Origin of the sequence: Novosphingobium acidiphilum DSM 19966, from assembly GCF_000429005.1 — a bacterium.
Taxonomy (GTDB): Bacteria; Pseudomonadota; Alphaproteobacteria; order Sphingomonadales; family Sphingomonadaceae; genus Novosphingobium; species Novosphingobium acidiphilum.
This window is the reverse complement of record NZ_AUBA01000010.1, coordinates 85,408-108,808: the sequence shown is the minus strand read 5'-3', so window position 1 is coordinate 108,808 and position 23,401 is coordinate 85,408. Positions and strand designations below refer to the sequence as shown.

The window sequence follows — 23,401 nt, the reverse complement described above, 5'->3', positions numbered from 1 at the left end:
GGCGCGGCAGGGCACGAGTCAAGCCCGAAACGCGGTTTGGCCATTGGCCCCGGCGCCCGGAGTCCCTACATTGGCCGCATGAACGACATGTCCAGCGCCCCCGTCGCCTCGCCCGATCACCCCCCGGTCATCCGCAGGCTGGATTACCAGCCGCCCGCGTGGCTGGTGCCGACGATCGATCTAGACTTTGCCCTGTCGCTCGATTCGACTCGCGTGCGGTCCACTTTGACTGTCACCCGACAGGCCGCAGGCGCACCCTTGCGGCTGAACGGTGACGGCATCGCGGTGGCGGGTCTGACGGTCGATGGCCATGCGCACAATGCCTGGGCCATGGATGGCAACGATCTGGTGATCACCCTGCCCGGCGACCGGCACACCGTGGCCATCGAAACCGTGATCAACCCGGTTGCCAACACGCAATTGTCGGGCCTGTATGCCTCGGGCGGATTGCTGTGCACCCAGTGCGAGGCCGAGGGTTTCCGCCGCATCACCTTTTTCCCCGACCGACCCGACGTACTCAGCCGCTATGGCGTGCGCATGACCGGCGATGCCGCGCAATTTCCGGTGCTGTTGTCGAACGGCGATCCGGTGGCGCAGGGCAAGAACCCCGACGGCACGCACTGGGCGCAATGGAACGATCCCTGGCCCAAGCCTTCGTATCTGTTCGCGCTGGTCGCCGGCACGCTGGTTGCCAGCCGCGACCGGTTTGTCACGCAAGGCGGCCGCACGGTCGATCTGGCGATCTGGGTCCGTCCGGGCGATGAAACCCGCACCGGCCATGCCATGCGCAGCCTGATCGCCTCGATGGCGTGGGACGAAGCGGTCTATGGTCGTGAATACGATCTGGATGTGTTCAACATCGTCGCGGTGTCCGATTTCAACGCCGGGGCGATGGAAAACAAAGGGCTGAACATCTTCAACACCCGGTATATCCTGGCCGATCCGGAAACCGCCAACGACGGCGATTACGATGCGGTCGAAGGCGTGGTGGCGCACGAATATTTCCACAACTGGTCAGGCAACCGGGTCACCTGCCGCGACTGGTTCCAGCTGTCGCTGAAAGAAGGCTTTACCGTGCTGCGCGATCAGCAGTTCAGCGCCGATCACGGATCGCCCCCGGTCAAACGCATCGAGGATGTGCGCATTTTGCGCGCGGCGCAGTTTCCCGAGGATTCAGGGCCGCTGGCCCACCCGATCCGACCCGATTCCTATCAGGAAATCAGCAATTTCTACACCGCCACGGTCTACAACAAGGGGGCCGAGGTGATCCGCATGATGACCGTGCTGGCGGGCCCCGAACGGTTTCGCCAGGGCACCGATCTCTATTTTGACCGGCACGATGGCCAGGCGGCCACGTGCGAAGATTTCGTCAAGTCCATCGAAGATGGCGCAGGTCTGGACCTGACGCAGTTCCGCCGGTGGTATGAACAGGCAGGCACCCCGCGCGTCGATGTCGCGCTGAGCCATGCGGGCGATACTGTCACACTGACGCTGAAACAGACGGTGCCGCCCACCCCCGGGCAGACCGACAAACAGCCGATGGTGATCCCGCTGCGCACTGCGCTGTTCGATCCCGCAACCGGGCGCCATGCCGGCGAACATCTGCTGGTGCTGACGCAGGCGCAACAGAGCTTTGCCTTCACCGGCCATGCCAGCCGTCCGGTGCTGTCGATCAATCGCGGCTTTTCCGCACCCGTGGCGATCAACAATCCGACGCCCGATGCCGACCTGGTGTTTCTGGCCGCGCACGACGATGATCCATTTGCCCGCTACGAGGCGATGCAGCAGCTGGTGGTGCAGCACCTGGTGGCGGCGATCACCGACCAGCTGTCCGATGCGGCCCGCGATTTGGGGCGTGCGTCCATTGGCGAGGCGATGGCGGCAATTCTGGCCGATCCGGCGCTTGACGACCTGATGCGCGGCGAACTCGTGATCCTGCCTGGCGAAGCCTATCTTGCCGAACAGCTGAGCCCCGTCGATCCCACCCGCGTGCGCGCCGAGCGCGAAGCGCTGAAGGCCTGGCTGGGCACGACGCTTGCCAGCCAGTGGCATGCCCTGCACGATCGCACGAGCGCGGTCGCCTATGGCCTGGATGCCGCCGCACGCGGCGCGCGCAAACTGAAGACGCAGGCGCTGGTCTATCTTGCGCCGGCCGATCCGGCCGAGGCGATCCGCCGCGCCGCCGCGCAATACCGCACGGCCGACAACATGACCGACCGGCAGGGCGCGCTGATGGTGCTGTGCGGGCTTGACGGACCCGAGCGCGATGCCGCTCTGGCCGATTTCCACGACCGGTTTGCCGACAATCCGCTGGTAATCGACAAGTGGTTTTCGTTGCAGGCCGGATCGCTGAACCCCGGCGCGATCGACCATACCAAGGCCTTGGCGCACCACGCCGATTTCACGCTGACCAATCCCAACCGGGTGCGCGCGCTGTACATGGCGTTTGCCGCCAACACCGCTGCGTTTCATGACCCCGACGGCGAAGGCTATCGCCTGATTGCCGATCTGATCCTCGCGCTTGATCCGATCAACGGCAATGTCGCGGCACGGTTTGTGCCGCCGCTGGGCCGCTGGCGCAAGATCGAGCCGGCGCGCGCCGCGCTGATGCGCGCCGAGCTGGAACGGATCGCTGCGGTGCCGACGCTGTCGCGCGATGTGCGCGAACAAGTGGGCAAGAGCCTGAACGGATGAGCGTCGAGGTTCTGCAGCATCGCGCGCTGGCGGGCGCCGCCCATGGCTTTCTGGGCCGACGCGGCGGGGTCAGCGGCGGCATTCATGCCGGGCTGAATGTCGGCTGGGGCAGCGAGGATGATCCCGGGGCCACCGCGCAAAACCGCGCGCTTGCGGTGTCTGCCGTGCTGCCCGGCGCCGCGCTGGTCTGCACATACCAGACCCATTCGTCCGATGTGGTCACCGTGACCGCGCCCTGGCCCGAAGCCGAACGCCCGCCCGCCGATGCGCTGGTGACCGATCGGCCCGGCGTGGTGCTGGGCATTCTGACCGCCGATTGCGCCCCGGTGCTGTTCCACGACGCGCGCGCCGGCGTGATCGGCGCGGCGCATGCCGGATGGAAAGGCGCTTTCCACGGCGTGACCGATGCCACCGTGGCCGCGATGGAGGCGCTTGGCGCGCGGCGACAGGATATCGCCGCGGTCGTCGGCCCGTGCATCGCGCAGAAAAGCTATGAAGTGGACGACACCTTCGAGCGCCGCTTTGTCGAGGCTGACCCCGCCAACACCGGCTTTTTCCGCGCCGGTCGCGCCCGCCATGCGTGGTTCGATCTGGAAGGCTATGTCGCCGCCCGCCTGCGCGCGGCGGGCGTGGGCACGATCGGCCTGCTGGGCCAGGACACCTACAGCCAGCCCGACCGGTTCTTCTCGTTCCGCCGCGCCACGCACCACGGCGAGCCGGGCTACGGCCGCGAAATTTCGCTGATCGGGCTGAAGGTATGCGTGCCGCACGCAAGTGTGCCAAATTCTGGAACATGAACACAAACCTCGCCCATCCTGAGCGTGTCGAAGGATGCGGGGCACACCGACAATTTCAGCGCACGCCTCGCCCAACATCAGCAGGGCGTGGTTGGCAGGTACACCGCCGCGCGGCGGCCGGTGCATCTCGTCTGGTGCGAAGCATTTCCGACACGCGACGACGCGTGCGCAGCCGACAACCGTGATGGCCTATTGGGCGAAGGTCGCGCGCATCCTTCGACAAGCTCAGGATGAGCGGGACTTGTGTCGCCTGTTATACCTATACAACGGCCACGTGTCGGCGGATCGCCGATCTGCGCAACAAGCAATGGGCATCGTTCCTGGCCGAATTGCAGGCCAACAATTGCCTGCATTGAGCGCACGCCCGCCTAAAGCAGCGCGCGCGCCACCAGATCCGCCTCAAGCGCCGCCGCATCGCCCGTGAACCAGTGCACCTGCCAGCCAAGATCGCGCGCCGCAGCAACATTGGCGGCGTTGTCGTCGATGAACAGCATGCGTGCGGGCTCGCAGCCGAATCGCCTGGCGGCCAGGTGGAAGATCGCCGCATCGGGCTTGATCAGGCGTTCGGTGCCCGACACCACGATGTCGCGCATGTGGTTCAAAATCGGATAGGTCGGGCGGAACAGCGCAAACGATTCGGCGCCGAAATTGGTGATTGCATATTGCGGCACGCCGCGTGCGGCCAGCCGTTCCACCAGGCGATGCGTGCCCGCGATCGGCCCCGGCACCGACAGCAGCCAATGCGTGCGATAGCGTTCGATCCAGGCGCGATGGTCGGGGTGCGCAGCCGCCGCCTCGGCGATGAGATCGTCCATCGACACCCCTTCGTCATGGCGGGCGTGCCAGGCTTCGCTGACGACGGTGGTGGTAAAGCGCGCGCGTTCGGCGGGATCGGGGATGACATCGTGCCAGATGCGGGCGAAATCCCATTGCACCAGCACACGGCCGATATCCCACACCACGGCATCGATGGCGGCCATGATCGCATCCCCCAAATGACGAAACCCCCGCCGCGGGGCGAGGGTTTGTCAGATACCGTAACCCGGTTGCACCCCGCCTGCGGGGCGCATCGCGTCAGCCCTGGCGGGCCTTGAAACGACGCTGGGTCTTGTTGATCACATAGGTCCGGCCGCGACGACGGATCACGCGGTTGTCGCGGTGGCGGTCCTTGAGCGACTTCAGGCTGTTGCGAATCTTCATGACGAATCCTTATGCCCGATGCGACCGGGCCGAAAACAGAGTGGCGCGGGTATATGCGCCGCCGTGGAAAGTCAACATCCCCCGCGAATTTCGGTCAACCGCCGTTCCCATGCCAGCGCATGGCCGACGATCGTATCGAGATCGGCATAGCGCGGCACCCAGGGCAGCGTGGCCTTGATCAGCCGGTTGTCGGAGATCAACTGGTCGGGGTCGCCCGCGCGGCGCCCTTCGATGCGGCGATGGATGGTCAGGTTGGTCACCCGGTCCACCGCATCGAGCACGTCGAGCACCGAAAAGCCCTGGCCATAGCCGCAGTTCATGGTCAGCGAGCGCTGCGGATCGGCGATCAGCGCCTCAAGTGCCAGCACGTGTGCGGCGGCCAGATCGCTGACATGGATATAATCGCGCACCCCGGTGCCATCGGGCGTGGCGAAATCGGTGCCGAACACCGCCACATCCTCGCGTTTGCCCAGCGCGGCTTCCACCGCGACCTTGATCAGGTGCGTCGCGCCCGCGGTCGATTGGCCCGTGCGCGCCTGCGGATCGGCGCCCGCCACGTTGAAATAGCGCAGCGCGCAGAAATTGATCGCATGCGCGCGCGCTGTGTCGCCCAGCATGATCTCGGTCATCAGCTTTGACATGCCGTAGGGATTGATCGGCCGTTTCGGGCTGTCTTCGGTCACCGGAGAGGTCTCGGGAATGCCGTAGGTCGCCGCGGTCGAACTGAAAATGAAATGCGGCACACCTGCCGCAACCGCGGCAGCGATCAGCGATCGACTTTTGGCGGTGTTGTTTTCGTAATATTTCAGCGGATTTTCGACCGATTCGGGCACGATGATCGATCCGGCAAAATGCATCACCGCACCAATGCCCTGTTCGGCGAAGATCTGCGCCAGCAGGTCTGCGTCGGCAATATCGCCTTGATACAACGGTACGCCCTCGGGCACGGCAAAGCGGAACCCGGTGGTCAGATTGTCGATCACGGCCACGGGCCAGCCGGCATCGCGCAGCGCGAGCACAGCATGGCTGCCGATATAGCCTGCGCCACCGGTGACAAGTACGGGAACCTTGGTCATGCGCGCGAATCACCCCTGCTGGCCGATGGGCATTGCCCTAGCAGCCGCCGCCATAGAAGGAATCCCCCTAAGCATCCGTTGTAGTGGGGCAAGGTCCGGCCTAGGGTCGGCCAACCCATTCAGGAATTGCCAAACAATGCTGTCACGCCGTGCCACGCTGCTGATGTCCCCCGTGATCGCACTGGTTCTGGCCGTGCCGGTATGCGCGCAGTCCTATCCCGGCGGCTGGGGCGGGCGCGGGATGCGCAGTGGCTGGCCCGACGGGCCGCAGCGGGTGGTGACACAGGGCAACGCCGAACCCAGCAAACGCATCGATGTCGAAACCTTCCGCGCCGCCGATGGCGGCGACGCGCTGGGCAAAGGGCGGATCGTGGTGGTGGAAACCACCCCGCCTGCGCCACCTGCGCCGCCCGCAACCGCGCCCGACGAACTGCCCGGCACCAACGCGATGCCGGCATTGGACGACAAACTGCCGGTCTACGAAGCCGCAGTGATCGATCAGCTGGCCAACAAAGGCTATGACACCGCCGATGCCGCCAATCCGCAGCAGCTGATCGAAGTCAGCGTCGGTCACGATATCGTCGTGCCCGAAGAAGCGCCGCACCGGCCGGTCAGCGGCGAAGTCAGCATGGGGGTCAGCAATCGCGGATCTGGCTTTGGCGGGGCCCTGTTCATCGACTTGTCCAAACCGCGCAAGGCGATCGTTGCCACGCGTATCGATGTGCGCATCCGCGACAAGGACACGCGCCGCGTGCTGTGGGAAGGCCATGCCCAGGGTCAGGCGCGCATGACAGAAAACGGGCTGGACGATACGCGCATGGCCACGCGCCTGGCCACCGCGCTGTTCGCCAAATTCCCCGATGGCAAAGTGGTGCAGTCCTTGGCGGGCGCGCCACTGGCGCCGCCTGCTGCGGGCGGTGGCGAGTAACATTGCCCCGCGCACCGGTCGCGACTATCACCGCCCGATGACCGACCAACCGATCCTGATCGACGCCGCGTTTGACAGCGGCAATATCGAAGTGCTGTCGATCGACGGCACAACCGCGCACCTGGCCATCCGGCGCGATGCGCATTCGCAATTTTTCCAGTGGTTCCATTTCCGCGTGGCGGGTGCGGCCGGACGCGACCTGACCTTGCGCCTGACCGGTCTGGCGTCGGCCGCCTATCCCGGCGGGTGGCACAACTATCGCGCCGCCTTCAGCGAAGATCGGCAGTTCTGGGGCCGCACGCACAGCGACTATGACCCGGCCGTCGAAGGCGGCACACTGACCATCCGGCACCGGCCGGCGGGCGATCTGGTGTGGTTTGCCTATTTCGCGCCCTATTCGTGGGAACGGCACCAGGATCTGATCGCGCGCCATGCGTTGCAACCCGGCGTCGCGCACCGCGTGCTGGGGCACAGCATCGAAGGCCGCCCGATCGATTGCCTGACTTTGGGCAACGGCCCCAAACCGGTGTGGCTTTATGCGCGCCAGCATCCCGGCGAATCGATGGCCGAATGGTGGATGGAAGGCGCGCTGGCGCTGTTGACCGACCCCGCCGATCCGCATGGCCGCGCGCTGCGCCAGGCCTGCACGTTTCACATCGTGCCCAATGCCAATCCCGATGGTTCGGTGCGCGGGCATCTGCGCACCAATGCCGCCGGCGTGAACCTGAACCGCGAATGGCATGCGCCCACCGCCGACCGATCACCCGAAGTGCTGGCGATCCGCGACGCGATGGATGCCACCGGCGTCGATTTCGCGATCGATGTGCATGGCGATGAAGCGATCCCGCACGTGTTTGTCGCCGGTTTCGAAGGCATCCCATCGTGGCGCGAGGACCAGGGCGCAGGGTACCGCCGGTACCGCACCATCCTGGAACGCCGCACCCCCGATTTCCAGACGCGCCATGGCTATCCCGAGGCGCGCCCCGGCACCGCCAACCTGACAATGTCGACCAACCAGGTTGCGCAACGCTTCGGCGCGGTGGCGATGACATTGGAAATGCCGTTCAAGGACAACGACGACCTGCCCTGCGCCGCGCAAGGCTGGAGCCCCGAACGATCGCAGCTGCTGGCCCGCGCATGCCTGCAATCGCTGCATGAATGGCTGCTGTCACAATAGCATTTACGATGTTTTAACCGCCGGCTGCGCACAATGGCGCATGGTCCAGACCTTGCGCCACCCTGCCCTGCTGCTGCAGGAAGCCCTGCGCTTCACCGCCGTGCTCGGCTGCGCCACCGCGCTGATCGCGGCCGGGCGCTTTCTGCCCTATTGAGCGCGCCGCGCGCAGCGGCGCCGCACGTCGCGCGGTCAAACGATGTCCAGCACGCGTTCCTTGGGTCGGCACAGCCGCACGCCCTGGTCCGTTTCGACCAGGGGCCGTTCGATCAGCCTGGGGTCCGCCACCATCGCCGCCAGCACGCAGGCGTCATCGGCCTCGGGCAACCCGCGTTCCGCCGCGTCGGTGCCGCGCAGGCGCAGGCCCTGTTGCGGGGTCAGGCCCGCATCGCGGTAAAGTTGCGCCAGCTTTTCCGCGGTGGGCGGGGTTTTGAGGTATTCAACCACGGTCACCTCGGCGCCGGCGTCGTTCAGCAGGGCCAGCGTGTTGCGCGATGTGCCGCAGCCGGGGTTGTGCCAGATTGTGGCCTTCATCGATGGTCCTTTCCTGTGCGGCCCCCCTTCTGAGGGGGGACCTTTTACAGCCCGGGTGTTGTTGCAGTGGCCGGCGCCGGCACGCGCACGCCGGGTTCTTCGCCGCGCATGATGCGCCCTGCACGCGCGATCGTGCGCAGCAGGCGGGGTTGCACGCCGCAGCGACAGATGTTGGTGATGGCACGCGCAATGTCCGCCTCGGTCGGGTTGACATTGCGCGCCAGCAGCCCGGCGGCGGCGATCACCAGCCCCGGCGTGCAGAATCCGCACTGGATCGCCTGTTCGGCCACAAACGCCTGTTGCACCGGGTGGTTGCGATCGGGCGACAGGCCTTCGATGGTGATCACGGCGCGCCCCTCTGCCTCGCCCAGGCTCAACATGCAGCTGGGCATCGCCTGGCCGTCGACCAGCACCATGCAGGCGCCGCATTCGCCGGTGCCGCAGCCATACTTGGTGCCGGTCAGATTGGCCGCATCGCGCAAAGCCCACAGCAGCGGGGTCTGCGCATCGAGCTTGAACTCTACCGGCTGGTTGTTGACGGTCAGACGCGCCATGCCGGCAGCTTCTAATCGCGCCAGCTGCGGTCGATCTGATCGATCCGGCGGGTCCAGGCGGCAAAGTCGGTGGCGCCGGGCATGGTGCCGGGCACGGCCACTTCGCGCAAATCGCGCTGGTGCACCGCCACCACCTCGTCGGGGATACAGATGGCGGGCTGGCCCATCGACAGCGTGGCCATCTGGATTTCGCAGGCGCGTTGCAGCGCCCACATCTGGATGAACATCGACGGCAGCGTGGGCGCCAGCACCACCGGGCCGTGGTTGCGCAGCATCAGGATGTTCTTGTCACCCAGGTTCTGCAACAGCCGCTCACCCTCTTCGGCGCGCACCGTCACCCCTTCGAATTCGTGATAGGCCAGCCGTCCGATGAAATTGCAGGCATAGAAATTGATCGGCATCAGCCCCGCCTCCAGGCTGCACACGGCCATCGAAGCGGTGGTGTGCACATGGCAGATCGCGTTGGCCCAGTGCAGGTGGCGGTGAAACAGCGCGTGCTGGGTAAATCCCGCCTTGTTCACCGGATACTGGCTTGATCCGATAATATTGCCGTCGATATCGATCTTGACCAGATTGCTGGCCGTCACCTCGTTGTACAGCAGGCCATAGGGGTTGATCAGGAACGCGCCGTCTTCATCGGGCACTTTTACCGAGATGTGATTGTACACCGATTCGGACCAGCCGAGCAGGTCAAAGATGCGATAGCACGCCGCCAGTTCCTGCCGGGCCTGCCATTCGGCATCGCTGCAACCGATGTTGGATCTGATCTGTGTCGCCATTGTCATCCCTTCCCTGATTATGCGTTTTCGGTCTGGGGCATGATCGCCATCGCGGGATCAATCGCCATATTGTCGATCAGCCGCGTGCGGCCGATATGCGCCGCCACCAGCAATCGCGCCGCACCGCCGTGCCATTGCGCCAGATCATCCAGCGTATCGGCCGCGCGCAGATCGGCATAGTCGATCCGGTCAAACCCGGCGGCCAGCACCGCGCGGCGCAACCGGTCAAGCGCCATGCCGATCGCTTCGCCCGCCAGCACCGCGCCGACGCACAACCGCATCGCCCGATTGAGCGCGGCGGCCTGCGCGCGCTGGTCGGCGGACAGGTACCGGTTGCGGCTGCTCATCGCCAGGCCATCGGCTTCGCGCACGGTGGACACGCCCACGATCCGGTCGACATGCGGCTGCGCCAGATCCAGATCGCGCGCCATGCGGCGGATGATGGTCAGCTGTTGCCAGTCCTTTTCGCCAAACAGCGCCACGTCGGGCCGCACCTGGTTGAACAGTTTCAGCACGACCGTGGCCACGCCGTCGAAATGCCCCGGCCGGTGCATCCCGCACAGCACCCGATCGAGCCCGGCCACGCTGACCGTGGTGGCAAAACCATCGGGATACATTTCGGCCACGGTCGGCGCCCACAGCAGATCGACCCCGGCCGTGCGCAACTGGCGGGCGTCGGCGTCCATCTGGCGCGGATAGGCGTCCAGATCCTCGTTCGCGCCAAATTGCATCGGATTGACAAAGATCGACACCACCACGTGGTCGGCATGCGCACGGGCCTGCCGCACCAGCGTCATGTGCCCGTCGTGCAGCGCACCCATGGTCGGCACCAGCGCCAGGGTTTTTCCCCCGATTTTGAGCCCGGCCACGGCCTTTGCCAGCCCGGCGCGGGTAGAGACGGTTTGCATGGGGCCAGTGTCTCCTTTACCATCCCGACCAACGATGACCCTGCATGATCACGGTCGGGCACAACCCGGTTGCGGTCTTGTACAAGGGGTTGCGGTCGGGCCTTTCGCGCTATAGCCGATCCGGCCTAGCCCCGCACCCCGTGCCATTCAAGCGTCTGTGCCCGCCCAGCGGCCAAAGAAGGAAGAGATTGTGTCGAACGGCCCACACCGCATCGTGTTTGCCAACGAAAAAGGCGGCACGGGCAAATCCACCACCGCCGTGCATTGCGCCATCGCGCTGGCCTATCAGGGCGCGCGGGTGGCCGCGATCGATCTCGACAGCCGGCAGCGCACATTGCACCGCTATCTGGAAAATCGCGCCGAGACGCAGCGGCGGCGCGACATTGCGTTGCCCACCGCGAATTTTGCGGTCTACGCGGGCGACAGCGTGGAAGAACTGGATGCGCTGACCACCACAATGGGCGCGGATGCCGATTTCATCGTGTTCGACACGCCCGGCCGCGACGATCCGCTGGCCCGCCATGTGGCGACGCGCGCCGATACGCTGGTCACCCCGCTCAACGACAGCTTTGTCGATTTCGACCTGATCGGGCAGGTCGATGCCGAAACGTTCAAGGTGCGACGCCTGTCGTTCTATGCCGAACTGATCTGGGAGGCGCGCAAAAAACGCGCAATGGCAACCATCCGCGATGCCCGCCGGGAAATGGATTGGGTCGTGGTGCGCAACCGCACCGGCTATACCGAGGCGCGCAACCAGCGCCGCATTGACCAGGCGCTGACCGAACTGTCGCGCCGGGTCGGGTTTCGCGTGGCCAGCGGCCTGTCCGAACGCGTAATCTATCGCGAACTGTTTCCCAGCGGCCTGACCCTGCTCGACAAGGGACACCTGGGCGAACTGGGCACCAGCCATCTGGTCGCGCGGCAGGAATTGCGCACCTTGATCGCGGGGCTGAACCTGCCGACCGTTGCCACCAAAGGCCAGCTCGCGCTCGAAGGCGTGACATGATCCTTAAATTGGCCGAGCTTGCACTGCTCGGCAGTCTGGCGATCCGGTTTCTGACCGGGCAGTGGCCGTGGGTGTGGTGGCAGGCGCGCGATGCGCGCAAATCGGAACGGCGCGCGCGCACGCTGCTGGGCGTGGGCACCGACGCCGGGCGCGAAACCATCATCGATGCGCACCGCCGGCTGATCGCACAAGTCCACCCCGATCGCGGGGGCAGCAACGAAGCCGTCCACGAAGCCAACGATGCGCGCGATCTGCTGCTGGCACGGCTGGGCCCGGCCAACCGTGCCTGACCGGTTGCGGGTCGAACGCCATCGCTTCGACCCCGGCCTGTTGCGCGAATACGACATGCGCGGGGTGTGGGGCGAAACGCTGTCCCCGCGCGATGCCTGGTCCGTGGGACGCAGTTTTGCCACTGTGGTGCGCCGTGCCGGGGGTATGCGCGTCGCCGTGGGCTACGACGGGCGGCTAAGTTCGCCAAAGCTTGAGGCCGCGCTGGTGCAGGGGCTGTGCGATGGCGGGATCACCGTGCGACGGATTGGCCCGGCACCCACACCGCTGCTGTATTACGCGGTCGCTTCAGCCCCAGACGTGCACGGCGGCATAGAGGTAACCGGCAGCCATAACCCCAAGGACCACAACGGCTTCAAGCTGGATCTTGGCGGGCAACCGTTCTTTGGCAATGACATAGTCGATCTGGGGCGCATCGCCGCCACGGGCGAATGGGATCGGGTGTGCGATCGGGGCGGCATCGAGACAGTCGATCTGGCCGGGGCCTATGTTGAACGCATCCTCCACGCGCTGGACGGAATAGATCCGGCCGGCATTGAACCGCTGCGCATCGGCTGGGATGCGGGCAACGGCGCCGCCGGCCCGCTGATCGAACGGCTGGTCCGTCATTTGCCGGGGCAGCATGTCCTGTTCCACACGTCGGTCGACGGCCATTTTCCCAATCACCACCCTGATCCTACCGAGATCGAAAACCTTCAGGATCTGATCACCGCTGTCGCGTCGGGAAAGATCGATATCGGTTTTGCCTTCGATGGGGATGGCGATCGGCTGGGCGTGGTCGACGGGCGCGGGCGCGTGCTGTGGGGGGATCAGATCGTGCAGATCCTGGCGCAGGACCTGCTGGCCCGGTATCCCGGCGCGCGGATCATGGCCGATGTAAAATGCAGCCAGGTGCTGTTTGACGCGATCACGGCATGGGGCGGCATCGCGCAGATCGCCCCGACCGGGCATTCGCTGATCAAATCCGGAATGAAGCAATCTGGCGCCGTGCTGGCCGGCGAAATGACCGGTCACCTGTTCTTTGCCGATGACTATTACGGCTATGACGATGCGCTGTATGGCGCGCTGCGCGTGCTGGCGGCATCGGTGCGGTTGGGGGCATCGGTCACCGCGCTGCGCGATGCGATGCCCCGGACCCATGTCACGCCCGACTTGCGCTTTGCGGTGCCGGGGATCGATCCGTTTTCGGCGGTGGCGCAGATCATCGCCGTGCTGCGCGATGACGGTGTGGTGTTCGACGCCACCGACGGCGCGCGGGTGACCACGCCCGATGGCTGGTGGCTGCTGCGCGCCTCGAACACCCAGGCCATGCTGACCGCGCGCGCCGAAAGCCTGACCGCCAGGGGGCTTGCACGGCTGCTGGCCGATCTCGATGCGCGGCTGGGATCGGCGGGAATTCGCCGCATCTGATCAGGGGCAGGTGCCAAGACCTGCGCGGTGGTCTATCACGCGCGGCATGGACCACGCCCTGCCCCCCGAGATTGCCGCGTGGTTTGCCGGGCGCGGCTGGGCATTGCGGCGGCACCAGGTCGACATGCTGGCGGCGGCCGGGCGCGGACAGCACGCGCTGCTGGTGGCCGACACCGGCGCGGGCAAGACCCTGGCCGGCTTTCTGCCCACGCTGGCGGCGTTTGCGCCGTCGCGGCTAAACGGGGCCGCGCCGCCCGAGGGGTTGCACACGCTCTATGTCTCGCCGCTGAAGGCGCTGGCGCACGATGTGAAGCGCAATCTGCTGACCCCGGTCGAGGACATGGGTCTTGGCATCCGCATCGAAACCCGCAGCGGCGATACGCCAAGCGACCGCAAGGCGCGGCAAAGGGTGCGGCCGCCGCACGTGCTGCTGACCACCCCCGAATCGCTGTCCTTGCTGCTCAGCTATCCCGAAAGCGCCGACCTGTTTGCCGGTCTGCAACGCGTGGTGATCGACGAGATCCATGCCTTTGCCACGTCAAAGCGCGGCGATCTGCTGGCGCTGGCGCTGACCCGGTTGCAGGCACACAGCCCGGGCATGCGGCGTGTCGCGCTGTCGGCCACGCTGGGCGATCCGGAGGCCTATCGCGCGTGGCTGGCGCCGTGGGGCGATCTGGACAGTGTCGCGCTGGTCGAAGGCGACAGCGGCGCGCCGCCCGAGGTGGAAATCCTGGAACCGATCGATGCGCGCGTGCCGTGGGGCGGGCATGCCGGGACCTGGGCAGTACCGCAGGTCTATGACCTGATCCGGCGGCATCGCACCACGCTGATCTTTACCAACACGCGGTTTCTGGCGGAATATCTGTTTCAGCAGCTGTGGGATGCCAATGACGACACGCTGTCGATCGGCATCCACCATGGATCGCTCAGCCGCGAGGCGCGCGCCAAAGTTGAAAACGCCATGGCCCAAGGCCAATTGCGCGCGCTGGTGTGCACCGCCAGCCTCGATCTGGGGGTCGATTGGGGCGATATCGATCTGGTGGTGCAGATGGGCGCGCCCAAGGGTTCATCCCGCCTGCTGCAGCGGATCGGGCGCGCCAACCACCGGCTCGACAGTCCCAGCCGCGCGGTGCTGGTGCCGGGCAACCGCTTTGAATTTCTCGAGGCGCTGGCCGCGCGCGACGCGGTGAACGAAGGCCAGCGCGATGGCGATGAATTCCGGCCGGGCGGGCTCGACGTGCTGGCGCAACATGTCATGGCATGCGCCTGCGCGGGCCCGTTTGACGAGGTGGAATTGCACGCCCAGGTGCGATCGTCGCTGGCCTATGCGGGCATCGACGCGCCCGCCTGGCAGCGCGTGCTCGAATTCGTGGCAAGCGGTGGATATGCGTTGCGCGCCTATGACAAATTCAGGCGGATCGTGCGGCAGGCCGATGGCCAATGGCGACTGACGCATCCCGATCTTGCCGCACGGCACCGGATCAACGCCGGAATCATCGTCGATTCGGACATGCTCGAGGTGCGGTTTCGCAACGGCCGGTCGCTGGGCAAAGTCGAAGAGGATTTCGGGGCGCAACTGGCGCCGGGCGATACATTCCGCTTTGCCGGGCTTGATCTTGAGGTCGAAGGACTGCGCGACAATGCGGTGATCGTCCACGCCGCACGCAAATCGGCCCAGATCCCCAGCTATATGGGCGCGCGCCTGCCGCTGACCACGCATCTGGCTACGCGCGTCCAGGCGCTGATGACCGATCGCGCCGGCTGGGGACGCATGCCCGACGATGTGCGCGAATGGCTGGAAATGCAGGACTGGCGCAGCGCAATGCCGGGCCCCGGCACCTTGCTGGTGGAAAGCTTTCTGCACGGTGGCCGCGCCTACAGCGTGTTCTACACGTTCGCCGGGTGGACCGCGAACCAGTCGCTGGGCATGCTGATCACCCGACGGATGGAAAGCGCGGGGCTATCGCCGATGGGCTTTGTCGCCAATGACTATGCGCTGGCGGTGTGGGGGGTCAGGCCTGTCGCCGATCCGGCGTCCCTGCTGTCGCCGGCGATCCTGGCCGATGAATTCGACGAATGGGTGCGCAATTCATACCTGTTGCGCCGCGCCTTTCGCGAAGTCGCGGTGATTTCGGGACTGGTGGAACGCCAATTGCCCGGACAGCGCAAGACCGGGCGGCAGGTCTCGTTTTCAACCGACCTGATCTATGACGTGCTGCGCAAGTACGAACCCGGGCATCTGCTGATCGAGGCGGCCTGGGCCGATGCCCGCGCGCGGCTGACCGATCTGGGCCGGCTGGCCGACCTGCTCGATCGTGCGGCGGCGGGTCTGGTCCATGTGGAACTCGACCGCGTCAGCCCTCTGGCGGTGCCCGTGCTGGTGATGATCGGGCGCGAAAGCCTGCCGCTGGGCTCTGCCGACGAAGACCTGCTGGTCGAGGCGGAAGGGCTGGCGGCCATGGCCATGCGGCCCGACCGCGCCGATTGACCTGATCCGCCGATATACAAAACGGGGGACAAGGCCAAAGCCCTGTCCCCCGTTTCGTGTGTTGTGCCCACTGGTCGCCCGCGTTGCGGCGCGCGAACTGGCGGGTGCTTTGCCGTTAAGGCCTACTGCGCCTTGCCAAACGTCGCAAACTGCTCGTTGCCGACGAAGCCGAACTTGGTCACCTTGGAATCGGTGATGATCTTCAGGACCCGGTTCTCTTCTTCGTAGTTGGCATACGGTTCGGGCTGGAACTGCAGTTCCGGCTCGACCGGCAGTGCCTTGGTCGCCTGCAGCAGGGACACAAGGTTGCCCATCGAAATGGTGTTGCCATTCCACATGATGACATTGGCCGACGTCAGCACCAGCTTGTTCTTGTCCGGATGGACAACCGCGTTGGTTGGCGGTGCCGGTGCGGGCAGATTGATGCTCACCGAGTGGGTGGCCACGGGGATGGTGATGATGAACATGATGAGCAGAACGAGCATGACGTCGATCAACGGCGTCGTGTTCATTTCCATCATCGGCGAACCATCGTCCTTGCCGCCGCTCATTGCCATGGGTGGTACTCCTTGATCAGTGAAACTTGATCACTGCGATCGCTTTGATCTTGTCCGAAAACGGGTCAGCCGTCTGGCTTATGGATTCGGATCGATCGGGGTCGAGATGAAGCCGACCTTGGGATAGCCCGCGATCTGCACGTTGTAGATGGCGCCTGCAATGCACTTCCACGGAACGTGGGCGTCACCGCGGATGTGCACCTCTGGAACCTTTTCCGGATCCATATTGGCCGCACCGCCTTCGCGCTTCACGATGGCGTCAAGCCGGTCATAGGCAGCCTTGTACAGCTCGTTGTTGTCAACAGGCGTGGTGTTGTTGACATAGACACGGCACTGGCCGGTCGGGGAAGACCCCTGGTATCCGGGCTGTTTCGGGCTGCGCCCGGCGGCATCGGTCGAGACCACGGCGAGCTGAAGGTTTTCAGACTTGTCCTGGGTCTCTTCGGACTTCAGGATAGGCACTTTCAGCTTTTCGACGGTCTGGATAGCCACCGGAACCGCAATGAGGAAGATGATCAGCAGCACGAGCATCACGTCCACGAGCGGCGTGGTATTGATGTCCGACATCGGGCGTTCTTCGCCGCCGCCGCCTACAGACATTGCCATTGGTTAAATCCTATCCGAGTTGCCCCGCGTGGAACGGGTTGAATGATCTCGCCATCCCACGCGCGTTTCCGGACAGGGCCGGCCCGACAGGGCCGGCCCCGGTGTTGGTACTTACTTCTTCGCGGCAGGTGCCGGAGCAGCAGGCTTGGGCGCAGCAGCAACCGGCAGGGCCGGCTTGACCGCACCGTGCGAAGCGATGTTCGCCAGCACGTCGGTGCTGAAACCGGTCAGCAGTTCGGCGATACGCTTGTTGCGTGCCTGCAGGTAGTTGTAGGCAAGCACGGCGGGAACCGCGACGAGCAGACCGAGTGCGGTCATGATGAGCGCTTCACCGACGGGGCCTGCGACCTTGTCGATCGAAGCCGAACCGGCCAGGCCGATGTTGATCAGCGCGCCATAGATCCCGACCACGGTCCCGAACAGACCGATGAACGGAGCCGTCGCGCCCACGGTTGCCAGGAACGGCAGGCCACCGGCGAGACGGGCGTTGATCGATGCTTCCGAACGGGCAAGCGAACCATGCAGCCAGTCGTGGGCTTCGGTCTGGTCGACCAGCTTGGTGGTCTGGTCTTCAGCCTGGATCCCGTCGTCGACGATCTGGCGCCATGCGCTGTTCTTTTCCAGCTTGGCAGCACCTTCCTTGAGGGTGGCTGCGCGCCAGAAATTGGCAACGCCGTTCTTGTACTGACCCATGATCTTCGACTGTTCAGCATACTTGGTGAACAGGATGAAGAACGAACCGAACGACATGATCGCGAGGATCGTGAAAGTGGTGAGCGGAATCCAGTTCGGCTTGCCGCCGGGGAACAGGACTTCCACAAGACCAAACTTGTTCTGCGGCGCTGCACTGGCCGCAGCTGCGAGCGTCTGAATGAGCATTGACGATCTTCCTCTCAAGAATGCGTAAAAAGGGCTGAAATCTGGGCATTGAATGGGTGGTCCGGCAGGACCGAAGGGTGTGGCGACACGCTGTCGCGATCAGTCCTTCGGAATCTGCCAGCGAACCGAACTCGGGTAGGCGCCGGTGGCCGGGTTGCCATCACAGTCTGCGGCCGGAGTGAAGCGCGCGCGGCGCCGCATCAGATCGCAGGTGGTCTTGTCCAGTTCGGGGCTGCCGCTGGACCTGGTGATATCGCAAGCAGATACCTTGCCATCGGAGCCAACGCTCAGACGGAAGCCGGTAACGCCTTCCTGACCAAGCTGGAGTGCCCGAGTCGGGTAATCGTTGTCCGAAGCCCATTCGCCCGGACGGCCTTTTGGCGCAGCCGGTTTCGCAGCGCACGGCTTGGCCGGCGGCGCTTCTGTATGGATCGGTGCAGGTTGTGCAGTCGGAGTCGGCGGCAACGGCGGGGATTCCCGGACCGTTTCCATCGGCGGCGAAAGATTGGGCACGTTCATAGCCGGAGGCGGCGCCACAATCGGCGGAGGCGGAGGAATCTCCGACTTCGGCGGTGGCGGCGGCGGTGGTGGCGGCGGCTTGTCCGGGTCAATCTTGACCGCGGTTGCCACCTCCTTGATCTTCTTGAAGGCCGAGTACGCGAGTCCGGAGATCAGCGCGTAGCCGACAACAACATGAAGAAGAGCAACGACGATGAGCGCGGTGATCTTGTTACCGCTCATCTGTTGGTCAGCGTAAGCCATTCAGCTTCTTTACTCCATGATCTTCCTCATGACCCCGGGCACATGGATCTCTCCACGCGACAAAAGTCAAGACGGAGCCTAAGGCGGAATCACCGTCCCACCCGTCTGGCCAATCCAGCGATTTCTTTCCACCCTGCCGGCAACCCGGTCCGCCGACCCCTGACCCATGCGGCAAGGAAGCGCGACAAGGCCCGGTGGCAGCATTCGTCAGGCATTTGTTATAAGGTCTGCCCGATCGAGGCCGATCCTTAACGCCGAAGGTGGGGCCGCGCAATTCCTTTATCGGTTCACACCTGATTCACGAAAGATTGCCTTCCTCACACCCCTTGCGGCAGTGTCCAACGGCATGCCAACCCATCAGGACCATACGATGTCAAATCCCTATCGCCGCCCGCCCGAAGCATGCCGCGCATTGATCGCGGGCCTTGCCATCATTCTGGCGATCCCCGCTGCCAACGCGCGCAATGCGCAGGATTCCGCCACCGCGGGCACGTTGAGCGCTGCCCCCATGCCCCCCGAATCGGGGGTGACCGGGCCGCGTGACATGGCCGGACAAAGCTATGCCGATCTGGTCGATCTGGCCCAGAACAGTCCGGTGGTGGTGCGCGCGACGGTGCATCGCCAGATCCGCCTGAAGCCCGAAGAATCGCCAGGCCTGAAACCGGGTTTTGCCCGCCTTTATATCGAGGCGCAGACCAATGCCCTCCTGGTGGGGCCGGATCTGGGCGAATCGCTGCGCTATCTTGCCGACGTGCCGCTTGACGCCAATGGCAAGGTGCCCAAACTGACCAAGACGCAAGTCCTGGTGTTCGGCAGCGTCGTGCCGGGCAAGCCGGGCGAGTTGCGGCTGACCGCGGCGGACACGATGTTTGCGTGGAGCCCGGATCTCGATACCCGGGTGCGAACGATCCTGACCGATCTGATCAGCCCCGACGCGCCACCACGGATCACCACCCTGCGCGAGGCGCTGCACGTGCCCGGCAATCTGACCGGCGAGGGCGAAACCCAGTTCTTTTTCGCCACCGACAGCGGCAAGCCGGTGTCGATCTCGGTGGTGCGCCGCCCGGGCGAGCCCACGCGCTGGGGCGTCAGTTTCAGCGAGATCGTCGATCAGGCCGCACAGCCGCCGCGTCCCGAAACGCTGGCGTGGTATCGCCTGGCGTGCTTCCTTCCTGCCGGGGTGCCGGCGCGCGCGTCGATTTCGGACACCGAGGCCGACAAACGCATCGCCGAAGAGGATTACGTGCTGGTGCTGCGCGACCTGGGCCCGTGCCGGCGCAACCGGCAGCCCTAGCATGAAAAGCCTTCCCTCTTTTTTGCGCCATGTTCTAAGGCCGTGACGAACAGGCCGCCTGTTGCGGCCCGAACGGGGATATCATGAGCGAACCTTTGCGCATTGCGCTGGCCGGACTTGGCACTGTCGGCGGCGGCGTTGTCCGGCTGATCGAGGCCAACGCCGATCTGATCGCGCGGCGCGCAGGCCGCCCGATCCGGATCACCGCGATCAGCGCGCGCAACCGGGGCAAGAATCGCGGGTTCGACGCCACACGTTATGCGTGGGAGGACGACATGGTCATCCTGGGCGAACGCGACGATGTCGATGTGGTGGTGGAACTGGTCGGCGGCGCCGATGGTCCGGCGCTGGCGCTGGCGCGCACCACGTTCGAGGCCGGCAAGGGCCTGGTCACCGCGAACAAGGCGATGATCGCCCACCACGGGCTGGAACTGGCCAAACGCGCCGAAGCCGCGCATTGCGCGCTGCGTTTCGAAGCAGCGGTGGCCGGCGGAATTCCGGTGATCAAGGGCCTGAAGGAAGGCGCAGCCGCCAACCATATCCACCGGGTCTACGGCATCCTGAACGGCACCTGCAATTACATCCTGTCGACGATGGAAGACACCGGCCGCGATTTTGCCGATGTGCTGGCCGAGGCGCAGGCCAAAGGCTTTGCCGAAAGCGACCCGAGTTTCGACATCGACGGCATCGATGCGGCGCACAAGCTGTCGATCCTTGCCTCGATCGCGTTCGGCACGACGATCGACTTCGGCGCGGTCGACGTGACCGGCATCCGCCGCGTGCTCGCCGCAGATATCGCCCAGGCCGACGCGCTGGGCTATTACATCCGCCTGATCGGCATGGCCGATGTCGAAACCGATGCCACAGGCCAGACCCGGCTGTTTCAACGCGTGCATCCGCACCTGGTGCATCGCGATCATCCGCTGGCGCATGTCGACGGTGCGACCAATGCGGTGGTGGCCGAAGGCAATTTCGTGGGGCGCCTGCTGTTTCAGGGCGCGGGCGCGGGCGATGGCCCCACCGCCAGCGCGGTGGTCGCCGATCTGATCGATATCGCCCGCGGCGACATCGGCGCGCCGTTTTCGATTCCCGCAGCCGAACTGGAACCGGCGCCGCCCGCCGACAGCGGCCACCGCACGGGCAAGGCCTATCTGCGCTTTACCGTGGCCGACCGTCCGGGCACGCTGGCCGAGATTGCCGCCGCAATGCGCGATGCCGGGGTGTCGATCGAAAGCCTGATCCAGAAGGGCCGGGTCGAAGTCGCCGGCGAATCGCGCGCGCTGGTTTCGCTGGTGACCCACCACGGCCCCGAAAGCGGGATTGTCGAGGCGATGCGCCTGCTCGACGGATCGCCCGCGCTGGCCGAACCGCCGTTGGTGATGCACATCCTCGAAGATTAGGGTCCGGACCCTAGTTTCCGCGAATTTCGCCTTTGGCAATGCGGTCTGCGTCCGATCCCTCGGGTGCGGCGGGCAGCATGCGGAAATTGATGTCGGGCAACAGGCCCGGGGGGCACGCCGAGGGGAAACAGCTGCGAAATCCGATCGAATGACCGGTAATCCGGTTGCCCATCACGTCGGGCGCACGTGGCACGCCGTCATCGGTGGCGGTGGCCGAATTCAGTTCGCCGGTGATCGGCAGCCGATCCTTTGAATTGTCCTTTTTCTTGCCGCACACCGTGATTCCGCCGACCTGCCCGTTTTCATCGCAGCGCGGCTCGCGCGGGCTGACCAGAATTTGCTGCGCCAGGTTGGCATCCTTGGGAATGTCATCATCGACGTTTACAGGCAACGACGGTACCGGCTGATCAGCCGGCAATGGCGGCATCTGGTCCAGCGTGGCCTGGCCGCGGGCAATGGCCGGCGCAAACGCCACAAGCGCCGCAGCAAGAAGGAGTTGGGCACCTCTCGACAAGACCATCTTCCTCAGTCTAGGGCAATGCATACGTCTGCACGCCCATCATCCTCGCCCACCATTGCAGGGACCTACAGTGACCGAAACCATTGCACAACCCGCACCGTCTCATGTCCTTGATCGCGTTCTGGTGCTCGAAATGGTCCGCGTGACCGAGGCTGCGGCCATCGGCGCCGCCAGACTGATCGGCCGCGGCGATGAAAAGGCGGCCGATGCCGCCGCCGTCGAAGCCATGCGTGCCGCGCTCAACGAATTGTACATGGATGGCACCGTGGTGATCGGCGAAGGCGAACGTGACGAAGCGCCGATGCTGTTCATCGGCGAAAAGGTCGGTCTGGCCCCGGGCAAAGGCCCCAGGATCGACATTGCGCTCGACCCGCTTGAGGGCACGACCATCACCGCCAAGGCCGGACCCAACGCGCTGGCAGTGCTGGCCGTTGCCGAAGAGGGCGGCCTGCTGAACGCACCCGACGTCTATATGGACAAGATCGCGGTCGGCCCCGGATATCCTGCGGGGATCATCGATCTCGACAAATCGGTGACCGAAAACGTCACGGCCGTGGCCACTGCCAAAGGCGTGGCGCCGGGTGACCTGACCGTCTGCGTGCTCGATCGCACGCGCCACGCCGACATCATCGCCGAACTGCGTGGCCTTGGCTGCGGCATTGTGCTGATCCCCGATGGCGATGTCGCCGGCGTGATCGCCACCACCAACGAAGACACCGGCATCGACCTGTACATCGGCCAGGGCGGCGCGCCCGAGGGCGTGCTGGCCGCAGCCGCGCTGCGCTGCGTAGGCGGCCAGTTCAAGGGTCGCCTGGTGTTCCGCAACGACGACGAACGTGCCCGCGCCAAAAAGTGGGGCATCACCGACCTCAACAAGCAATACGACCTGACGGAACTGGCCAAAGGCGATTGCATCTTTGCCGCCACCGGCGTGACCGACGGTTCGCTGCTGGCGGGCGTCAAGCGCCACCGGTCGGGCATGCTGACCACCGAAAGCGTGGTCATGCGCGCCAGTTCGGGCACCGTGCGCTGGGTCAAGGGTGAACATCGCCGGGCATGACCGGACCAGGCACCTCGTGCGGGCAGGGGCGGATGCGCATTCGTCCCTGAAATGGCTTGACCGGTGGTATGCGCGGCGGCAGCGTGTCGGCCGCGGTTCGAACAGCGGGGGGCACGATGTCGGCGGACAACTATGCATATGATCAGGGCAATGCGGGCGGTCGTTTGAACGACATGCAAAGGCTGCTGATCGAGCAGAAGATTACGAATCAGATGCCGAATGTCGCCGTGGCCTATCTGCTGTGGTTTTTCCTGTGGCCGTTTGGCGCGCACCGTTTTTATCTGGGCCGTACCGGTTCCGGCATTGCCTTCGTTGTTTTGAGCATCACGCTTGTCGGATTGATCGTGACCGGGATCTGGGCGTTCGTGGATCTGTTTCTGATCCCCGGCATCGTGCGCGAACGCGTCGAAGTGCTGCGTAGCCAGTTCACCCTGCAAGCGCTCGCAAACGGCTGAATTGTACCAAGCTGCGGGCCGGTACCATGCCG

Annotated in this window: 26 protein-coding genes; 14 read left to right on the top strand and 12 right to left on the bottom strand. The window is 65.1% G+C overall.

The window, feature by feature from the left end; translation table 11 throughout:
- The first annotated feature begins 78 nt into the window (after positions 1-78).
- From pepN to G404_RS20940, 4 genes are read left to right on the top strand one after another with little or no spacing between them, the layout of a single operon-like run.
- Positions 79-2,694: an aminopeptidase N gene (gene pepN / locus G404_RS0110575; protein ID WP_028641052.1), complete on the top strand. Its 2,616-nt coding sequence runs from the start codon at positions 79-81 to the stop codon at positions 2,692-2,694.
- Complete coding sequence (pgeF, locus tag G404_RS0110570; protein ID WP_028641051.1) at positions 2,691-3,491, top strand: peptidoglycan editing factor PgeF; 801 nt, start codon at positions 2,691-2,693, stop codon at positions 3,489-3,491. The genes pepN and pgeF overlap by 4 nt, the downstream gene beginning before the upstream one ends.
- A 24-nt stretch (positions 3,492-3,515) precedes the next feature.
- The gene (locus G404_RS20085; protein ID WP_281170269.1) at positions 3,516-3,725 is read left to right on the top strand and encodes a GIY-YIG nuclease family protein; all 210 of its coding nucleotides are present in this window, start codon (positions 3,516-3,518) and stop codon (positions 3,723-3,725) included.
- The gene (locus tag G404_RS20940) at positions 3,722-3,847 is read left to right on the top strand and encodes a hypothetical protein (protein ID WP_281170268.1); all 126 of its coding nucleotides are present in this window, start codon (positions 3,722-3,724) and stop codon (positions 3,845-3,847) included. The genes G404_RS20085 and G404_RS20940 overlap by 4 nt, the downstream gene beginning before the upstream one ends.
- 12 nt (positions 3,848-3,859) lie before the next feature.
- Here G404_RS20940 and G404_RS0110560 read toward each other — a convergent pair whose 3' ends face one another.
- The 3 genes from G404_RS0110560 to galE form a co-directional block, all read right to left on the bottom strand.
- Positions 3,860-4,471 carry an HAD family hydrolase gene (locus G404_RS0110560; RefSeq protein ID WP_036521065.1) on the bottom strand — a complete coding sequence of 204 codons (612 nt, stop codon included), beginning with the start codon at positions 4,469-4,471 and terminating at the stop codon, positions 3,860-3,862.
- A gap of 94 nt (positions 4,472-4,565) precedes the next feature.
- A complete protein-coding gene (gene ykgO / locus G404_RS0110555) occupies positions 4,566-4,691 on the bottom strand; it encodes a type B 50S ribosomal protein L36 (protein WP_008069451.1) in 126 nt (41 codons plus the stop codon).
- 71 nt (positions 4,692-4,762) lie between these two features.
- Positions 4,763-5,767 (bottom strand): UDP-glucose 4-epimerase GalE, encoded by a 1,005-nt coding sequence (galE, locus tag G404_RS0110550; protein WP_028641049.1) that lies wholly within the window; start codon positions 5,765-5,767, stop codon positions 4,763-4,765.
- 163 nt (positions 5,768-5,930) lie between these two features.
- Between galE and G404_RS18795 the strand changes: the two genes are divergently transcribed.
- Both G404_RS18795 and G404_RS0110540 read left to right on the top strand, forming a co-directional pair.
- A complete protein-coding gene (locus tag G404_RS18795; RefSeq protein WP_245584490.1) occupies positions 5,931-6,695 on the top strand; it encodes a DUF4136 domain-containing protein in 765 nt (254 codons plus the stop codon).
- A gap of 37 nt (positions 6,696-6,732) precedes the next feature.
- On the top strand, positions 6,733-7,872 hold the full coding sequence (locus tag G404_RS0110540) for a M14 family metallopeptidase (protein WP_028641048.1): 1,140 nt from the start codon (positions 6,733-6,735) through the stop codon (positions 7,870-7,872).
- Positions 7,873-8,061: 189 nt separating this feature from the next.
- Here the strand turns inward: G404_RS0110540 and arsC are convergent, their stop codons facing one another.
- From arsC to panC, 4 genes are read right to left on the bottom strand one after another with little or no spacing between them, the layout of a single operon-like run.
- Positions 8,062-8,403 carry an arsenate reductase (glutaredoxin) gene (gene arsC, locus G404_RS0110530; RefSeq protein WP_028641047.1) on the bottom strand — a complete coding sequence of 114 codons (342 nt, stop codon included), beginning with the start codon at positions 8,401-8,403 and terminating at the stop codon, positions 8,062-8,064.
- Between the two features lie 44 nt (positions 8,404-8,447).
- Complete coding sequence (locus G404_RS0110525; protein WP_028641046.1) at positions 8,448-8,957, bottom strand: (2Fe-2S)-binding protein; 510 nt, start codon at positions 8,955-8,957, stop codon at positions 8,448-8,450.
- Positions 8,958-8,968: 11 nt separating this feature from the next.
- A complete protein-coding gene (locus G404_RS0110520; RefSeq protein ID WP_028641045.1) occupies positions 8,969-9,736 on the bottom strand; it encodes a class II aldolase/adducin family protein in 768 nt (255 codons plus the stop codon).
- 17 nt (positions 9,737-9,753) lie between these two features.
- Positions 9,754-10,644 carry a pantoate--beta-alanine ligase gene (panC, locus tag G404_RS0110515; protein ID WP_028641044.1) on the bottom strand — a complete coding sequence of 297 codons (891 nt, stop codon included), beginning with the start codon at positions 10,642-10,644 and terminating at the stop codon, positions 9,754-9,756.
- A gap of 187 nt (positions 10,645-10,831) precedes the next feature.
- On the opposite strand from panC, the gene G404_RS0110510 reads away from it, so the two are divergent.
- The 4 genes from G404_RS0110510 to G404_RS0110495 are packed head-to-tail and all read left to right on the top strand — an operon-like array spanning position 10,832 to position 15,836.
- Complete coding sequence (locus G404_RS0110510; RefSeq protein WP_036521105.1) at positions 10,832-11,650, top strand: division plane positioning ATPase MipZ; 819 nt, start codon at positions 10,832-10,834, stop codon at positions 11,648-11,650.
- A complete protein-coding gene (locus G404_RS0110505) occupies positions 11,647-11,940 on the top strand; it encodes a J domain-containing protein (RefSeq protein ID WP_028641042.1) in 294 nt (97 codons plus the stop codon). Before G404_RS0110510 ends, G404_RS0110505 begins: the two co-directional genes overlap by 4 nt.
- Positions 11,891-13,348: a phosphoglucomutase/phosphomannomutase PgmG gene (gene pgmG / locus G404_RS0110500; RefSeq protein WP_051280525.1), complete on the top strand. Its 1,458-nt coding sequence runs from the start codon at positions 11,891-11,893 to the stop codon at positions 13,346-13,348. The genes G404_RS0110505 and pgmG overlap by 50 nt, the downstream gene beginning before the upstream one ends.
- A 46-nt stretch (positions 13,349-13,394) precedes the next feature.
- A complete protein-coding gene (locus G404_RS0110495) occupies positions 13,395-15,836 on the top strand; it encodes a ligase-associated DNA damage response DEXH box helicase (protein ID WP_028641040.1) in 2,442 nt (813 codons plus the stop codon).
- Positions 15,837-15,958: 122 nt separating this feature from the next.
- On the opposite strand, the gene G404_RS0110490 is transcribed toward G404_RS0110495, so the two are convergent.
- From G404_RS0110490 to G404_RS20080, 4 genes are all read right to left on the bottom strand, one after another.
- A complete protein-coding gene (locus G404_RS0110490) occupies positions 15,959-16,393 on the bottom strand; it encodes an ExbD/TolR family protein (protein WP_028641039.1) in 435 nt (144 codons plus the stop codon).
- Positions 16,394-16,471: 78 nt separating this feature from the next.
- A complete protein-coding gene (locus G404_RS0110485) occupies positions 16,472-16,999 on the bottom strand; it encodes an ExbD/TolR family protein (RefSeq protein ID WP_028641038.1) in 528 nt (175 codons plus the stop codon).
- 111 nt (positions 17,000-17,110) lie between these two features.
- Positions 17,111-17,878: a MotA/TolQ/ExbB proton channel family protein gene (locus tag G404_RS0110480; protein ID WP_028641037.1), complete on the bottom strand. Its 768-nt coding sequence runs from the start codon at positions 17,876-17,878 to the stop codon at positions 17,111-17,113.
- Between the two features lie 99 nt (positions 17,879-17,977).
- The gene (locus tag G404_RS20080; RefSeq protein WP_084601245.1) at positions 17,978-18,640 is read right to left on the bottom strand and encodes an energy transducer TonB; all 663 of its coding nucleotides are present in this window, start codon (positions 18,638-18,640) and stop codon (positions 17,978-17,980) included.
- A gap of 370 nt (positions 18,641-19,010) precedes the next feature.
- Here G404_RS20080 and G404_RS0110470 point away from each other — a divergent pair, with 370 nt between their 5' ends.
- On the top strand, positions 19,011-19,934 hold the full coding sequence (locus G404_RS0110470; protein ID WP_245584489.1) for a hypothetical protein: 924 nt from the start codon (positions 19,011-19,013) through the stop codon (positions 19,932-19,934).
- A gap of 83 nt (positions 19,935-20,017) precedes the next feature.
- Positions 20,018-21,334, top strand: coding sequence for a homoserine dehydrogenase (locus G404_RS0110465; protein WP_028641035.1), 1,317 nt, complete (start codon positions 20,018-20,020; stop codon positions 21,332-21,334).
- 10 nt (positions 21,335-21,344) lie between these two features.
- Here G404_RS0110465 and G404_RS0110460 read toward each other — a convergent pair whose 3' ends face one another.
- Positions 21,345-21,809: a hypothetical protein gene (locus tag G404_RS0110460; protein ID WP_245584488.1), complete on the bottom strand. Its 465-nt coding sequence runs from the start codon at positions 21,807-21,809 to the stop codon at positions 21,345-21,347.
- Between the two features lie 115 nt (positions 21,810-21,924).
- Between G404_RS0110460 and glpX the strand changes: the two genes are divergently transcribed.
- Complete coding sequence (gene glpX, locus G404_RS0110455) at positions 21,925-22,914, top strand: class II fructose-bisphosphatase (RefSeq protein WP_084601243.1); 990 nt, start codon at positions 21,925-21,927, stop codon at positions 22,912-22,914.
- A gap of 56 nt (positions 22,915-22,970) precedes the next feature.
- Positions 22,971-23,369, top strand: coding sequence for a TM2 domain-containing protein (locus tag G404_RS18790; RefSeq protein WP_245584487.1), 399 nt, complete (start codon positions 22,971-22,973; stop codon positions 23,367-23,369).
- Positions 23,370-23,401 lie beyond the last annotated feature (32 nt).